Here is a 15960-nt window from a genome sequence, read left to right as displayed (position 1 = left end):
CCGATAGAAGATGCGGGGGTGGGAACGCTTCTATCTTAGTTCACGCGGCGACCAAATTCGACGCGCCGAGCCAGCGAACTTTGCCGGACTGAATACGCTTGTCGAACGCTTCCATCGCTTCTTCGACTGGCGTTCGAAGATCGGCGTAGTGCGAAAAGTAGAGATTGATTCGCTCGGTTTGCAGAGGGCTCAGCGAATCGTAGACCACCTCCGCGATACGGGCCGCCGCAAGATCGTGATGCCCTTGACCAAGGTCATATCGGACCTTGTTGATCAACGTGATCTGATCTCGAGTTCCGCGCGACCTCATCCACCTACCGAATGATTGCTTGAGGTTAATGTCGCAAGATGCCCCACTCCAATGGCCCGTACAGCACGGCTCAAATCCACTGAATTTATATTAAAAACTACTTTTTTAACCTATTCAGATTGCTGCTCCCAAACTGCACTGATAACATACCGCTGAATGTTGAGGGTCTAGGAATTTTTGCTAGCTACACCTTTTCCTTGCCCCTCGCATCCTCCTCTTCTCTCATCTTCTCTTCGCTTCTCTTCTCAAGGAGAAATGACATGGTACGGCGCTTCGTATCTCGTGGCTTCACGCTTGTTGAATTGCTCGTTGTGATTGCCATTATTGGCGTTCTTATCGCCCTCCTGCTCCCTGCGGTTCAACAGGCCCGGGAAGCGGCCAGACGCATGCATTGCACCAACAATTTAAAACAGTTGGGGCTCGCCATGCACAATCGTCACGACACCTACGGCGAACTTCCGCCCATGGGGAACTACAACCTCGAGGGGAACTGGGGATCGAACCGAGTGTTTTCCTGGACGATCTTCATTCTTCCTTACATCGAGCAAAACAGTCTGTACGAAAACATGCGGGAAAGAGCCAACACCTCCAGCCTCCCCAACCCGTGGAGCATGGCTAACAACACGTGGGAAAGGCAGAACTGGCAAGTCGATATCGGCGGCTTCATATGCCCGTCGGACGCCCCACCAACCAATCGCAACGAAAGCCCGTCACTTTTGAACTATAAGGTCTGCGTTGGCGACGACTATCATCAAAACCACTTCCGTCCGAGCCAGGGGCGCGACAATCGCGGAATCTTCCAGATCGATCGTAAGCTCAATTTCTCCGCCATCACCGATGGACTTTCTAACACCATCATGATGGGCGAAGCGGCCGGTAGCGGCGGCCCGCGAGACATTCGCGGCGGCGTTGCGGTCAATATGAAGAACTGGAACCCTCAGGCCTGTTCGGCTCGCTACGACGCGGTCACCAAGCAACTGACCGGCGACGTTCGCGCCGACTTCCGCCCCCACACCGGTCGCGCATGGGATGGACGCCCTTACTTCTCTGCATTTGCGACCATGGTTGGTCCGAACGGTCCATCATGCCACTGGGGCGGCGTCGATGGCAACGAGCATATGGGGACGCTGACCAGTTGGCATCCCGGCGGCGGTAACGTACTGATGGCCGACGGCTCGGTGCATTTCATCAGCGAAACGATCGACACCGGAAACCAGGCCGTCGACAGTGTGGCGACGCCTGTTGGAAAGTCTGCGTATGGCGTGTGGGGAGCGTTGGGAAGCCGGACCGGCGGCGAAGTGGCTTTGATTCCATAGCCGCAGAAAGTCCCTGCTTGTCCGTACTCGTTAAACGTTCCTACCTATGCGCGGAGATGTCTGGAATGTCCCATTACCTGAAATACAGGATGGCCGGTTTGGCCTTGCTGAGTTGCTTGATTATGTCCGTGGGTTGCGCCGAACAGGGGCCCAGCCTCGGCGCCGTAAGCGGCACGGTTACCCTTGATGGCAAACCATTGCCCAACGTCATCGTCTCCTTTGTCCCAGTAACCGGAGGACGTCCGTCCGTCGGCACGACCGACGAAAACGGGAAATACCAATTGGCGTTCGTCGATCGCTTGGGGGCCCTGACCGGCAAACACAAAGTCTCGATCACGACCGTCGTCCAAGGGGACGACATCGACTTTTCGGAAATCAGTTCCGACGACCCACGGTACGAAGAAATGGTTCTCGCACGAAAGTCGGACTACGATAATGCCGTGGTTAAAGAGCCTCTTCCGGCGGCCTACAATTCCAAGTCCGAGTTGATCCGCGAAGTGGAAAGTGGCGCCAATGCCATCGACTTCGCACTCACTTCGGACGGTAAACAGCCGTAGAATTCGGTCACGAAACCAAGGTGACGTCGCCACCTTGCAATAAGCTTCATCAGGAGCCAGGCATGCTCATTCGCCGAGCATGTTCCGGCTCCTTTTTCGTTATTGCGTCGGAGCATGCGGCTGCGACGCTTGATCGAGCGCCTGCATATCGGCGTCGTCCAGCGTTAGCGCCACGGCGGCCGACATTGCGTCCAGTTGACCGATCTTGGTCGCACTGGCGATTGGTGCGGCGACCGTCGGTTTGGCCAACAGCCACGCCAGCGCGATCGTCGCCATCGTGACGTCATGCTTATTGGCGATCTCTTCCAGCGCTTTCAGCACGCCCGGCGTATGCGGATTGTCGAGATACTTCTCGACGCGATAACCGCGCAAGCTTTGTCCCAGATCATCGCTGCTCCGATACTTGCCCGAAAGAAAACCGCTGGCGAGCGAGAAGTAAGTGATCGCCGCCAACTTCCACTTTTCGCAGAGAGGGACATACTCCGTTTCAAATTGCTCTCGCGCGAGGAGCTGATACTCCGGCTGAATGACATGGTAGGCGGCCCAGCCATGTTGAGCGCTGGCGTGGATCGACGCTTCAATTCGCTCGGCTGACAGATTTGACGCGCCGAGCCAACGGACCTTACCGGCCTGAACCAGTTTGTCGAAGGCCTCCATCGGTTCTTCGACCGGCGTCCGGAGATCGTCGTAGTGGGAAAAGTAGAGATCGATTCGATCGGTTTGCAGACGGCGGAGCGAGTCTTCGACCGCTTCCGCGATATGGGCGGCCGTCAGGTCGTGATGCCCTTGGCCGAGATCATGTCCAACCTTGGTGATCAGCGTGATCTGATCGCGAGTTCCGCGCGACTTCATCCACTTGCCGATGATCGTTTCCGACTCTCCTCCTTGATTGCCCGGCGCCCAGCGTGAATAGACGTTCGCCGTATCGAGGGCCGTAAAACCACGCTCTTGCAGCTGGTCAAGAATTTCAAAAGAGCCAGCTTCGTCTAAGGTCCAACCAAAGACATTGCCGCCGAACACGATGGGCGGAATCTGCAGATCGGTCTTTCCCAGTTGGCGCAGTCGCATCGTCCGTTACTCCTTAGATCTCGTCCAATTCTCCCCCACAGACGAAACTCTAAGAAGCCGCGCCGCGAAAACAACCCCCACGCAATAATCGGCGCGTAAGCTGTTTCACAAAAGGCTAAATCGCCCCTCCACGCGCGTTGGCGTCGCGGATCGCATCGAGCGCCGGCAGCACCGCAAAGTGGGAGAAATAGATCGTCAGTGCGATCGGCAACACGATCGTCAGGAAGAGGGTCGCCGTGGTGATCATCACCTTCGAGAAGACGCCCAGTTTGGGACTGACGATAATCAGCGGCAAGGAGAGCGGCCCGAACGTCAGCCACAGCACAAACAACAGCGCCGGCGTCCGAATAGTGAACTCAAACGCTTCTTTGATCCCGCCGCCGTTCGTGGTGCGCGGTTGCGACTCTTGCGGCAAGAGTTCGCCGCTGCGCGGAGCGGCCGCTGGCGGACAAGCGATCGGCGCGGCAGGGACAAGATCCCCTTCATACGTTACGTGGTTCATGTTGCACCTAGAAGTTAAAGCGACGCATGGTTAGCCGCGATAGCTTGGCTATCGGTGCGGCGTAGCCGCAGGAAGCATCGATTCTCGGTTGGCGGCGACTGGGGTAAGCCATTCCGATTGACGTAGCGCGCCTCCGCTTTTTGCCATAACCGCGGCTTGATGCTTCTTGCCGACTTCGTCGGCCCAGATAGCGGAGCTATCCGGGCTAACCAATGGGACAAAAAAATGGCGGGCTGAGTGTTTACCCAGCCCGCCATTGGAAGCTTACGTTATTTTCGGCCCTTTGGTCGGGCGAATTTTTACTTCAAATCGATCGGCAATTCGTCGATTTTGGCCGCCAAAATGAAGTCATTTTCGCTCAAACCGCCGATCGCGTGCGTCCAGATTTCGATCCAGACGTTCCGATATCCTTCGATATGCAGGTCCGGATGATGTCCGTCCGCTTCGGCGACTTCGGCGACCAGATTGAAAAACTTCATACCGGCCATGAAGTTTTTCACCGTCCAGTTTTTGCGAATCCGCTGGCCATCTTTGGTCAGCTCCCAACCGTTGAGTTGGGCGAGTTGACTATTGGCTTCGCTCAGCGAACAAGGCTCTACGCCCCCTTCGCACGGTTTGCATTTCTTTTGAACCAGTTGGTTCGATTCGAGGATCTCCATCGCTGCCTCCTTCCGGCATGTCCAGTTAGGTTCTGCGACTATTCGCCCGCTTGCTTGTCGGCGTCCGGGTCGATCGAATCTTCCTTCATCTTCTTGACCGGCTTTTCCTCGAGAGCCGGCGGCATGGCGCCATTCGGATCCTTCTCGGTCGTCTCTTGCTTTTCGCGCCACGGCTTCTTCGCTTCGTAGCTGGCCAGCTCTTCTTTCAGGTGACCGATGATGTCTTCGTCGGTTCCCTTGTCGACCGCCTTCTGAGCCCACTTCTTCGCTTCGTCAAAGTTGCCCGTTTCGGCGTAAGCCGCGGCGAGCGTGCTGAGAATGTGAGGCGCTTCGTAGTTGGTCAGATCGCAAGCCTTCTTGGCCAACTCCAGCGAACGCTCTCCATTGCGGAGCGAATCGTCCGGCGAAGTCGCCAGCACCCAAGCGAGGTTGTTCAGAATATGATCATCGTCGGCATGCAGCTTCAGCGCTTGCTCATAACCTTCGATCGCTTCCTTCTGGGCGCCGATCGAAAGCTGCGCGTTGCTGCGGCCGCTGAGGGCTTGCCAGCTGTCGGGCGACTTCTTCAACACCGTGTCGAAAATCTGAATCGCTTTGCGCGGCTGATTGTCGGAGTTGTAAATCATGCCGATCTGGATCAGGATCGACTCGTTGTTCGGGTCGCGCTGCAGCAGCGATTCCAGATCTTTAATCGCCTGATCGAATTTGCCTTGCTGCGTCAGGACGACGCTCCGCAAGATGATCGCATCCGGCAGGTTCGCTTCGATCCCCAGAATTCGGTCGAGGTCTTTCTCGGCGTCGGCTGGGCGATCGAGATCGATGTAGAGCCGGGCCCGCATCATCAGGGCCGGAATCGAACGCGGGATGAAGGCCAAGACCTGGTCGAGATCCTGGATGGCGCCTTCCGAGTCTTCGGCCAGCACCTTCAAGCGAGCTCGCAGCAGATAACCGACCGGCGAACCGGGATGTTCGGCAACCGTCTTGTCGAGCAGCGCGATCGCTTCGTCAAACTTCTTCATCCCGGCGAGCGTGTCGGCGTAGGCCTGCAGCACGGCGACGTCGTTCGGGTTCTTATCCATCACCTGCTTCAAGTCGGCCGAGGCCTTCTCGAAGTCTTCCTGTTGCAGGTACAGGACGCCGCGCAGTTTCAGGGCGTCGACGTTGTCTGGGTCGGTCTTGATCGCCTTGCTCAGCTTTTCAACCTGCAGCTTGGGATCGGTTTCCAAGGTGGCCGACATCATGATCGCGCGAGAAAGCTGCTGATCGTCTTCTTTCAGATTTTCGATCGCCGCATCGAGCGCTTTCTTCGCTTCTTCCTTGTCGCCATCGGGCAACATCAACAGCCGCGATTTGAGCAGCTGCATCTCGCCCAAGGTCGGATCAACTTTCAAAGCGCGATTGGCGTCGGCCAGCGCTTTGTCACGCAGTTCCTTCCACTGAGCGGCAGGCGGTTGACGTTCAAAGATTCCGGCGGCGATCGTCTGCGCTCGTTGATACAGCACCGACGTCAGCAGTTGCTTGGCGAAGGCCTGGTCTTCTGGAGGCAAACCTTTTTCCAAGGCGGACTCGCTGAGGGTGATCACCTTTTCGAGATCATCCACTGATTCGGCCGACAACTTTAGATCGACCGCCTTGTCGAGATCGGCTTGACCTTCGGCTTGCGCCCATAGCGGCGCGGCGATCAACAGCACGGCCAGCGGCGCGAACCAGCGAGTTAGCGTGAACATCAGCGGAACTCCTCTCCATACAGAATGCAGGCTTACAAACGCTCTATCCTGCGCATTATGCCCGAGTTGGGCGTTCAAAGCCACGCGGATTTCTTCACATTCCTTTTCCCGTTACCATGATGGCAAACCTCCCCCGACCGAGAGAAACGCCGTATGCGACATTATTTTCTCTTTCTCGCCCTGTTGCTGCCGGTCACTTGGGCATGTTCCCCACCGCCGCCGGCTCAGGAAGTCCGTTCTACCGGCCCGATCGAAAGCACCGCGTCGCCGATCACCGTTTCGGCCGCCGATTGGCCCTGGTGGCGAGCAGCGACGCACGATAATCACGCGGTTGGCCCGGCTCCGCCGACCGAGATCGGCCCGCAGACGGTAATCTGGGAAACCGAGGTCCCAGGACACGGCCATTCGACCCCAATCTTGCTGGGGGAAACCCTTTATCTAACGACGGCCGATGAATCGGCCCAGATCCAGTCGCTGCTCGCCTTCGACGCCAAGACCGGCGAAAAGCAGTGGGCGATCCCGGTGCATGAAGGAAAATTCATGCACATGCACCCGAAAAACACCCAGGCCTCCGCGACTCCGGCGACCGACGGAACCAATATCTATACGTTGTTCATGGTCGATGAGGGGATCTGGGCGACTGCCGTTTCGCCGGAAGGAAAAATCGTCTGGCAAACCAAGGCCGGCCCGTTCCACAGTCAGCATGGCTACGGCAGTTCGCCGCTGATCTACGAATCGCTGTTGATTATTCAGGGAGACTGCAAGGGAAGCGGCTTCGTCGCGGCGCTTGATCGCGGCAGCGGCGACGTCGTCTGGCGTACTTCTCGTCCGCACGGCAACAGCTATGGAACGCCGACGATCGCCAAGATCGGCGGGAAAGACCAATTGATCCTGTGCGGGCAAGATCGACTGATCAGCTACGATCCCCAAACCGGCGAGCCGATTTGGAATTTCGTGGGGCTCTCAGAAACGACCGCCAACACGCCGCAAGCGGCTGGCGATACGGTCTACGTCAGCGGCGGCTATCCCGACCATTTTGTGATGGCGATCGACGCCGCCGATGCGAGCGGCGAACTCGATCGGTCGCACGTGATCTGGGAAGAACAGAAAAAGGTCTACGTCCCCTCGCTGCTGGTCGATGGCGAGTTCGTCTACGCCATTGGGGATGACGGAGTCGCCGTCTGTTACGACGCCGCGACCGGCGACACGCATTGGAAGAAGCGGCTCGGCGGCGGTTTCAGCGCTTCGCCCACGCTGATCGGCGACTTGATCTACGTTCCCAACGAAGATGGGGAAATGTTCGTCCTCAAGACGGGCGAAAAGTTTGAGCAGGTCTCGTCCGGCAAGCTGGAAGGAGGGGGTTTCGCGAGTCCGGTTATTGTTGACGGTCGTCTTTATTGGCGAACCACCACTCATCTTTATTGTCTTGGCGAAAAGTAACCTTTCCTTTCCCCTGGAGTTGATCGCCGATGCCGCGCACCCTGATCGATCAAGCCATTCGCTGGCTCGCCTACGAACAAGACGCCCATGCCAAGACGTTGGCGTCGATGGCGGAAGTCCCGACCGAGAAGCACGCCGATCCCGACTTCAAAAAAGCGATCCGCATCATGGCTCACCTGGCGGTCGCGCGGCACAAGTGGATGGTCCGCATGGGCCGGGCGCTGGAGATGCACGCCAACTTCTTCCCCGAGAATTGGACGCTGGAAACGCTCGCCGCCGAGCTGGCCGCATCGCACGAGTTGTGGGAAGGGTATCTCGGCAGCTTAGAAGATGACGCGCAGCTGGAAGAATACTTTGAGTACGTCAGCAGCGACGCGGGACCTTGCCGCAGCATGCTGGGGGATGTGGTGACGCAGCTCTTCGGCCACTCTTGGTATCACCGCGGTCAGGTCGCGATGCTGGTCAAATCGCTCGGCGTCCAACCGGCGGCGACCGATTTCATTTACTGGTCGCGAGAGATCATCGCGTAGCGGTTTCTTCGACGGTCGCGATCTACACCGCTTTTCGGCGGCAAGCCGCATGCGGTCTTCCCATACATGCGCAAGCGTTTCGGATCGTCCAATTGCGAACACCGATAGGCGGCAATTAACGGATGTAGCGGATATTTGGCCCCATGGACGGCGCCGTCGGAATAGGCGGAAAGGGGCAATTTCTCCTGAAGTTATCCGACCTGCGCCTTCCTCCTGATTCCCTCTAAATACGCGAAACCGCGACGTAAGGTTGGAAACCAGACTTCTGGTGCCTGGGGAACTACGTCATCTTTGTGCGCTTCCATGTTTTCGCTCCATCGAATCAAACCGTTGGCGATTTGCCTTGTCCTGACCTTCGCCGCATGCGATGCGTCATGGTCGGCCGAGCCGGAACTGCCGAACTGCTGCGCCGGTTCGAATTGCGATCTGGCGGCGGGAACCGGCGCTGCGAAGTCGAGCGAATTTCAGGCCGACACCTTCTCCGGCTTTTTCAGCAAGTTATTCGACAGCAGCGACTATCCAGCTCGCTGGTACTGCGGATCATGGACGCTGGAAACCGGCTGGCTGCATGTGATTTCCGACATCGGGATTTTTGGCGCCTACTTCGCCATTCCGATTGTGCTCCTCTACTTCCTGCTGCGACGACCGGACCTGCCGTTTCCCAAAATCATTTGGCTGTTCGCCGCGTTCATCTTGGCGTGCGGATTCGGCCACTTGGTTGAAGCCGGCATTTTCTGGTGGCCGGTCTATCGCTTTTCCGGATTGATCAAAGCGTTTACGGCGACCATTTCGTGGGTGACCGTGTTGGTGCTGATCCGCTTGATGCCGGAGGTCCTGAAACTGCCGTCGATGGCGCTGCTCGGCCAACAGCTGAAAAACGCCAATCAACGTCTCGACAGCGCCCTAGAGGCAGGCAACATCGGCGTCTGGCAATGGGACGTCGAACAGGATCAGTTTGAAGCGGACGAGCGAGCTCGGCAGATGCATGGCCTGCAAACCGGCGTCGGCGTCGATACGCTCGCCTTGTTCATCAACCTGCTGCACGAAGAGGACCGGGAAGAACTGAACGCCGCCGCCGAACGTTGCGTGCTGCATGGCGCGAACTACTCGGCCAACTATCGCGTTCCCCTTGCCGACGGTTCGACCCGCTACATCCAACTGCATGGCAAGCTGGTGACCAACCAACAAGGACGCGCCTCGAAGTTGATCGGCGTCTGCATCGACCAAACCGAACTGACCGAATACCACAACGCGGTCGAAAAACTTTCGCTGGTCGCCAGCAGCACGCGGCACTCGGTGATCATCACCGACCGCTATGGCGTCATCGAATGGGTCAACAACGCGTTCACCGATCTCACCGGATACGGCCTAGAGGAAGCGATCGGGCAAAAGCCGGGCGATTTGCTGCAAGGTCCTGACACCAGCCAATTGGCGGTCGGCGTGATCCGACGAGCCTTGCATGATTACCGCCAGGTTTCGGTCGAACTGCTCAACTACGCCAAAGATGGCCGCCCCTATTGGATCGCGCTCGAAATCAAACCGGTCTTCGATAGTGAAAACCGTCTGATCAATTTCATTGCGACGCAGGTCGACATTACCGAACAAGTGAAGCGGACCGAAGAGTTGATCGACGCGATGGAATCGGCCGAATCGGCGAACCACGCCAAGAGCCAGTTCCTGGCCAACATGAGCCATGAAATCCGCACGCCGCTCAACGGGATCATCGGCTTCACCGACTTGCTGATGCATGACGAAAAGTCGACCCCGCAAGAGCGTCGCGAATACCTGGAAACGGTTCGCGCCAGCGGCCAGCACTTGTTGACGCTGATTAACGAGATCCTCGACCTGGCGAAGATCGAGTCGGGACAAATGTCGGTTGAGCGGATCCCCTGCTCGCCGCAAGAAATACTCAACGAAGTCATCTCGATCATGCGCCCGAAGGTGCAGGAGAAAGGACTTCGGCTGACGTCGCGCTGGGTGTCGAAGATTCCTTCGCAAGTGGTGACCAACGGCCCGCAGCTGAAGCAGTTGTTGCTGAACATCGTCGGCAACGCGGTCAAGTTCACCAGCCAAGGGGGAATCGAAATCGTCGCTCGCTTGCAAGAGCACGCGACCGGCTGTCAGCTGGCGCTGGACGTCGTCGACACCGGCATCGGCATTCCAGCCGACAAGCTCGAGATGATTTTCCTCCCATTCTCGCAGGCCGACTCGTCGGTCACGCGCCGCTTTGGCGGCACCGGCTTGGGACTGGCGATCAGCAAAAACCTGGCCGAGTTGCTCGGCGGTTCGCTGAGCGTCGCCAGCGTCGAAGGAGAAGGAAGCACGTTCACGATCCTGATCGACGCCGGAGTCTCGGTCTACGAATCGAACGAAGCGACGCGTCTGGGCGATGAAACCGCACTTTGCCGTTTGACGGAAGGGAATCTGCCGAGCTTGCAAGGAGTTCGCGCTTTGGTCGTCGACGACGGCGAGGCTAACCGCCGCTTTATGTCGGTGGTGCTCGATCACGCCGGCGCCGAGACCTGGACGGCGGAACATGGCAAAGAAGCGGTTCGCTTTGCGGCGACGCAATCGCCGGAAGTCATCCTGCTCGATATGCAGATGCCGGTCATGGACGGCTATACCGCGGCCAGCTTGATTCGTCTGCAAGGGTTTGAAGGCCCGATCATTGCCGTCACCGCCCATGCGATGCACGGAGATCGAGAGAAGTGCCTCGAAGCGGGCTGCTCCGGATACCTCTCCAAGCCGCTCGGCCGAGATGATTTGTTGCGTACCGTCGCCTATGCGGTTCACGAATATCGCTTGCAACAAGCGGCTTACTAATCCGCAGCGGCGCGGCGATCGTCACTCGCTCGCCGCATGCTTGCCAGCGTCGAAAATCAGACAACCGCTGGCATGATCAATCTGATCGCCGGACTTTCCTGATTGAATCGCTGCGAGCGACATCTGACGCAACTCGTCCGACATCTCTTCCCAGGGAGTCGCCGCCAGAAAGGACGCGAGGTCTCTCCCTTGCTCGGTCAGCTCATCCCCATACAGGTAAAGCTCGGCGGGCACGACGCCATGGTAGACGTCATAGTCATGGTCGAATCCTTCGTTGCGGGCCCATGCCGATAACTGCTCGCTGGTCAGATTGATTCCGGACGAACGGCTGATCGCCGAAATCTTGCTGGCCGGGCAATCGGCGGTCGGCAGACAGATCAGCAACTTCCCTTCCGCGTCGCGACAAGCGAGCGCTTTGAGCAGCAGCTCTCGATCCAACTCAAACGCGAACCAGGAGAAGAGCGAGAGGACGACGTCATATTGCCGCCGCGGTTGAAAATCTTCAAACGACGTTCGATGCGCCTCGAGCAGCAGTTCCTGTACGCCGGCCGCTTTCACGTTTTCCAGAAACTGGTCGAAGTAGGACTGCGACGGTTCGATCACGGCGATTTGCCGACCGGTCCGCTCGGCGATTCGCACTTCAACTTCGCCACTGCCGGCGCCGATCGATAGAATCGAATCGGCCCCATCCAAGACTCCGCTATCGATCAGATAGGCGTAGAGGGTGTTCACCCGATCGAGCCCGGCGACGATTCTCGCATAGGCGTCGGGAAATCTTTGGAAGTACTCGGAATATTCCATCACGCGTCTCCCTGGCGAATCTTGGCTTAGCCGCGCATGCTGAGGACCATCTCAACGGCGACTGGGTCCATTTCCATCGCGACGGCGATCTCCTCCACCGACTTGCCGTCATCCGACATCGCGTAGAGTTCGTTCTTCTTTTTCACATCGCACAGCGTCTCGGTCACGACGCCAAAGTCAGGCGCCGCGTCGGCGTCAAACTTGGCCGCTTCTTCCATCGCTTGCCGCAACCGGTCGACGGCGACGTTGTCGGTCTTGATTCCTTCCGCCTGGGCGGCTTCGATCAGCGACTGCAAACGCTCGGCGTCTCGTTCGGCCAGCGTCATCGCTTGCTGTAGGTAATGAATCTTCGTATTCAGTTCGGCTTGAAACTGCCGCGTGATCGTCAGCATCTCGGCTTGCCAACGCTGCAAATCGTTCGGACCGCCGCTCATCGTGAAGGGGCGATCGTCCGTATAGGGAACGTGAACGAGCGGTTCGTTGGAAGTTTCCTTCTTCGACTTGCGCTGCTTAGCCCAAACGCGGCGGAGCATCATCCACGTCAAGATCGACAAACCGCCGAAGAAGGCGATGTAGGGCAAGTTTTCGCGAATCCAGTCCATTGGAAACCGCCTTAGCGCAGAAAAAACGGCGAGCAGGAAAAGTCTCGCCGTATCTTACGTCGATTCGCTCCGCGGCTCAAAGCGAATTTGGGTCGAATGCGGCCTGGGCGGCGTCATAAATCTCGCGGAGCGGCTTGTCATGCTGCACCGCCAACACGCGGCAAGCCTCATATTCAGGCGAAAAACTGGCCGGGCCCCCTTCAATCCACGCCAATTTGCCGGCGACCAAACCGAACGCCGTTTCGACCGAATGTTCGCGGCGAACGAGCTTGTGCCGACTGACCGGAAAGCGTCGCACCCCCAAAGTGCCGGTCTCGCGGAAGAGAATCCGTTCCATCTTCGCCAGGTCGGCGGCGTCGCACAGCACGGTCAGCTGCACGCCGGGACGATTCTTCTTCATCTGGATCGACGTGCTGTAAACGTCGAGCGCCCCCTTCTCCAGCAGCAAGTTCGACGCATGCCCGATCACTTCGCCGGAGATGTCGTCCAGATTCGTTTCGACCACCCAGACCTGGTCGCTATCGAGCGGATCGGCCGTCTCTCCAAGGATCAAACGCACGATGTTGGCCTGCGATTTCAAATCGCGCGTTCCGGCGCCATAGCCGATCCGATCGATCTGCATCGCCGGCAGCGGACCAAATTGATCGACCACGGTCGCGACGATCGCCGCGCCGGTCGGCGTGGTCAACTCGAACTGGACGTCCGACGCGGCCAGCGGAATCCCCTTTAAGATCTCGGCGGTCGCCGGCGCTGGAACGCTGCAGCGACCATGCGCAATCTCGATATAGCCGGTTCCGGTCGGGACCGGCGAACAGACGATCCGATCCACGCCGAGATAATCCCAGCCGATCGCGGCCCCAACGATATCAGCGATCGAGTCGATCGCACCGACTTCGTGGAAGTGGACCTTCTGCAAGGTCGAACCATGGACCTTGGCTTCCGCTTCCCCGACCTTCAAAAAGATCCGCTTCGCGAGTTCCTTTTGGGCGGCGGTGAGATTGCCCGCGTCAATCATCGCATCGATGTGATGCAAATGGCGATGGGCATGTTCCGGCTCATGCTCGACCTTCAGATGAAGCGCCCGAAAGCCGTGGCGTTTCACTTCTTCGACGACCAGCTGCACGCCGGGAAGTCCCAGCGATGCGATCCCCTCCTGCAACAGCTCCAGCGGAACGCCGGCGTCGATCATAGCGGCCAGGGTCATGTCCCCAGCAATACCGCTGGGACAGTCGAGGTAGGCGATTTTCATAGGGGTGCACAGCTACTGGCGGAGAGGAATGGGAATCTCTCCAGAATAGAAAGGGCGTCCCCTGGCGGCAACGGGCCCTTCCCCTTTCGATTACGCTGGCGACGGCTCTGGCGCGGGGGTCTTGTCCCGCGTCGTCCAACGCAAGAGCAGCGGCAGCAGGATGAGATTGCCAAACAGCCCCCCCAACATCGTCAAACTGACCAAGACGCCAAAGTAGACGGTCGGGATGAAGTTGCTGAAACAAAGGACGCTGAACCCCAGGATCAGCGCGACCGTGGCGAAGATCAGCGCCCGTCCGACGCTTTGCTGCACTTCGGCGATCGCCTCGGCGACGGTCAGCCCTTTGGCGAGCGCCCGCTGGAAGCCGATGATGTAATGGAGGGAAGAGTCGACCGACAGGCCGAGCGATACCGCCGCAATCATCGCGGCGCCCATGTTGATCTTTACGCCGAACAGCCCGATGCACCCGGTCACGACCAGCACCGGCAAGACGTTCGGCGCCAGCGCGATCAGCGCGTAACGAACGTTTCGCAGCGCGACCAGCATCATCAACGTGATGCCGCCGATCGCCAACAAGAAGGCCCGCCACTGGTCAGCGATCAGGCTATCGATCAGGTAGGTGAGCAACACAAAGAAGCCGGTCACTTCCGGCTTTTGTTCCGGCTCGAGCACCTCCACTTCGGATTCCCCTTTCTTGGGCTCCGGATATTGGAACTCGCTGGCGATTGCCTCCACCTTGGCGATCAGCGCCTTCTTCTCCGACGCATCGCGGCGTTCGTGCGAAAGCAGCATGACGCGGAACCAATACTGACCGGGATGCTCCGGATCTTCCGCATGCAGCGCCGCCAAAATCCCCGGCATCTCGGTTTGAAACATTCCCATTCCCATGTTGATCGCACGGTTCCGGAGAAAGTCGAATCGCATCGCTTCCAGGTTCAATGGCGAACCGGCGATGATCGCATCGGCCAGGCTGAGCGTCTGCGTCAACTCCGGCGCCTCTTCCTTCAACTTCAATTCCAGCTGATGCACCTTTTGGACATAAGTCCAGTCGATCGTCTCGGGCGCCGGCAACATGATGTCCCAGACTCCGGCGCCGCCTAGATTCTCTTCGACATAGTCGTACGCAACGACGATCGGCGCCCCTTCGCGGAAGTTCTTGGTGAAGTCGCTTTCCACTTCCAGCCGCAGCGAACCGACAATCGCGGCAGACAACATGACGACCGAAAAGAGGACGATCAACACCGGGTGACGCTCCACCCAATGCACGGTCAGACTAAGTCCCCCGTCGAGTCTCCCTTCTCCCCAGATCCGTCCAGCATCGCTGCCGTAGGCGCCGATCAAAATAATCCCCGGCAGTAACAGACAAACGCTGACGATCACCAGCATCGCGCCAACCGCCATCATCACGCCGAAATCATGGACCGGGCCGACCTTCGTCACCATCAAGGCGCTAAAGCCGACGGCGTCGGTCGCACAGGCCCAAAAGATCGGCGTGGCGAGCAGCTTGCCGGTTTCGATCAATGCGGGTTCCGGTTCAAGCCCTTGAGCACGAAACTCGCGAAAGCGAATCAGCACATGGGTTACGGTCGCGACGCCGATCACCGTCACGATCGCTGTGAGCATCGAGCTAACCATGCTCAATTGAAACCCAGCGACCGCCAAACTCGCTTGCGTCAGCCAAAGAGTCAGCTGGACGACGGCGATCGCCGCAATCACCCACCGGACGCTCCGAAAAGCGATTAAGATCACCAGCCCCAAGAGCAGCGACGTCGCCCAGCCGAGCCGAGCGCCATCTTCTTCAACGTAGCGAAACCCATCGACCACCATCACCGGCTCGCCGGTGATCATGCCGCCCGGCTGCTGGGCGACGATTGAGCGAATCTGGTCGATAATCTCGGTCCGCGTCACTTTGGTTTCCGATTCTGGAACCAAGATGCAGACCAGCGCCGCGATGTCGCCCGCTTCGTTGTGGGTCAGCCGAACGAAGGTGTCGCGCAGCTTGATCGCCCGGTTGTTGTCCGGATTGACGATCTCTTTGCCGATCGGCCGATCAATCGACAGGACGTCGCGAACCCCCTCCAGCGCCATGATCTCTTTTCGCATCGCGATCAGCCGATCCATCCCCACGCCCGACTCATCGAACAATTCCGGATCGGGATAGACGGCCAAGACCACTTCGTTGCCGCCGAAAACCTCTTTCAGCCGCAGATAGGGGGCCAGCAGCGGATCGCCGGAGGCGAACATGTTGTCGATCGAACGATCAAAACTGAGCGACTGCCCGATGACCAGTGAAATGCCGAGCAGACAGATCCCCAGAATCAGCGTCACGACGCGAAACCGGACCAGCAGTTCAATCAATCGGTCAAGCACAGGCAT

At 58.4% G+C, this 15960-nt stretch carries 14 protein-coding genes; 5 read left to right on the top strand and 9 right to left on the bottom strand.

The genetic code is table 11. The annotated features are described in order from the left end of the window. Positions 1-40: 40 nt before the first annotated feature. Positions 41-340: an aldo/keto reductase gene (locus tag LOC68_RS18265; protein ID WP_315858806.1), complete on the bottom strand. Its 300-nt coding sequence runs from the start codon at positions 338-340 to the stop codon at positions 41-43. A gap of 230 nt (positions 341-570) precedes the next feature. Here LOC68_RS18265 and LOC68_RS18260 point away from each other — a divergent pair, with 230 nt between their 5' ends. Both LOC68_RS18260 and LOC68_RS18255 read left to right on the top strand, forming a co-directional pair. Next, the gene (locus tag LOC68_RS18260) at positions 571-1626 is read left to right on the top strand and encodes a DUF1559 domain-containing protein (protein WP_230221395.1); all 1056 of its coding nucleotides are present in this window, start codon (positions 571-573) and stop codon (positions 1624-1626) included. 65 nt (positions 1627-1691) lie between these two features. Continuing rightward, a complete protein-coding gene (locus LOC68_RS18255) occupies positions 1692-2183 on the top strand; it encodes a carboxypeptidase-like regulatory domain-containing protein (protein ID WP_230221393.1) in 492 nt (163 codons plus the stop codon). A gap of 99 nt (positions 2184-2282) precedes the next feature. Here LOC68_RS18255 and LOC68_RS18250 read toward each other — a convergent pair whose 3' ends face one another. The 4 genes from LOC68_RS18250 to LOC68_RS18235 form a co-directional block, all read right to left on the bottom strand. Then, complete coding sequence (locus LOC68_RS18250; protein ID WP_230221391.1) at positions 2283-3251, bottom strand: aldo/keto reductase; 969 nt, start codon at positions 3249-3251, stop codon at positions 2283-2285. A 115-nt stretch (positions 3252-3366) separates the two neighbouring features. After that, on the bottom strand, positions 3367-3753 hold the full coding sequence (locus LOC68_RS18245; RefSeq protein WP_230221389.1) for a hypothetical protein: 387 nt from the start codon (positions 3751-3753) through the stop codon (positions 3367-3369). A gap of 299 nt (positions 3754-4052) precedes the next feature. Further along, on the bottom strand, positions 4053-4412 hold the full coding sequence (locus LOC68_RS18240; protein ID WP_230221387.1) for a 4a-hydroxytetrahydrobiopterin dehydratase: 360 nt from the start codon (positions 4410-4412) through the stop codon (positions 4053-4055). A gap of 38 nt (positions 4413-4450) precedes the next feature. Continuing rightward, on the bottom strand, positions 4451-6139 hold the full coding sequence (locus tag LOC68_RS18235) for a tetratricopeptide repeat protein (protein WP_230221385.1): 1689 nt from the start codon (positions 6137-6139) through the stop codon (positions 4451-4453). 153 nt (positions 6140-6292) lie between these two features. Here LOC68_RS18235 and LOC68_RS18230 point away from each other — a divergent pair, with 153 nt between their 5' ends. From LOC68_RS18230 to LOC68_RS18220, 3 genes are all read left to right on the top strand, one after another. Next, complete coding sequence (locus tag LOC68_RS18230) at positions 6293-7579, top strand: outer membrane protein assembly factor BamB family protein (RefSeq protein ID WP_230221383.1); 1287 nt, start codon at positions 6293-6295, stop codon at positions 7577-7579. 29 nt (positions 7580-7608) lie between these two features. Further along, on the top strand, positions 7609-8109 hold the full coding sequence (locus LOC68_RS18225; protein WP_230221381.1) for a DinB family protein: 501 nt from the start codon (positions 7609-7611) through the stop codon (positions 8107-8109). Positions 8110-8439: 330 nt separating this feature from the next. Continuing rightward, positions 8440-10932: an ATP-binding protein gene (locus tag LOC68_RS18220; RefSeq protein WP_230221379.1), complete on the top strand. Its 2493-nt coding sequence runs from the start codon at positions 8440-8442 to the stop codon at positions 10930-10932. Between the two features lie 21 nt (positions 10933-10953). On the opposite strand, the gene LOC68_RS18215 is transcribed toward LOC68_RS18220, so the two are convergent. From LOC68_RS18215 to LOC68_RS18200, 4 genes are all read right to left on the bottom strand, one after another. Continuing rightward, positions 10954-11733 (bottom strand): SAM-dependent methyltransferase, encoded by a 780-nt coding sequence (locus LOC68_RS18215; RefSeq protein ID WP_230221377.1) that lies wholly within the window; start codon positions 11731-11733, stop codon positions 10954-10956. Between the two features lie 26 nt (positions 11734-11759). Continuing rightward, complete coding sequence (locus LOC68_RS18210; RefSeq protein WP_230221375.1) at positions 11760-12335, bottom strand: hypothetical protein; 576 nt, start codon at positions 12333-12335, stop codon at positions 11760-11762. A gap of 76 nt (positions 12336-12411) precedes the next feature. Then, entirely contained in the window at positions 12412-13584 is a 1173-nt protein-coding gene (gene larC / locus LOC68_RS18205; RefSeq protein WP_230221373.1) for a nickel pincer cofactor biosynthesis protein LarC, read from the bottom strand. A 90-nt stretch (positions 13585-13674) separates the two neighbouring features. Then, complete coding sequence (locus tag LOC68_RS18200; protein ID WP_230221371.1) at positions 13675-15954, bottom strand: efflux RND transporter permease subunit; 2280 nt, start codon at positions 15952-15954, stop codon at positions 13675-13677. Between the last annotated feature and the right edge of the window lie 6 nt (positions 15955-15960).

This window comes from Blastopirellula sediminis, assembly GCF_020966755.1.
In the GTDB taxonomy this organism is placed as follows: domain Bacteria; phylum Planctomycetota; class Planctomycetia; order Pirellulales; family Pirellulaceae; genus Blastopirellula; species Blastopirellula sediminis.
The sequence above is the reverse complement of the archived record's forward strand: the minus strand, read 5'-3'. Positions and strand labels throughout refer to the sequence as shown.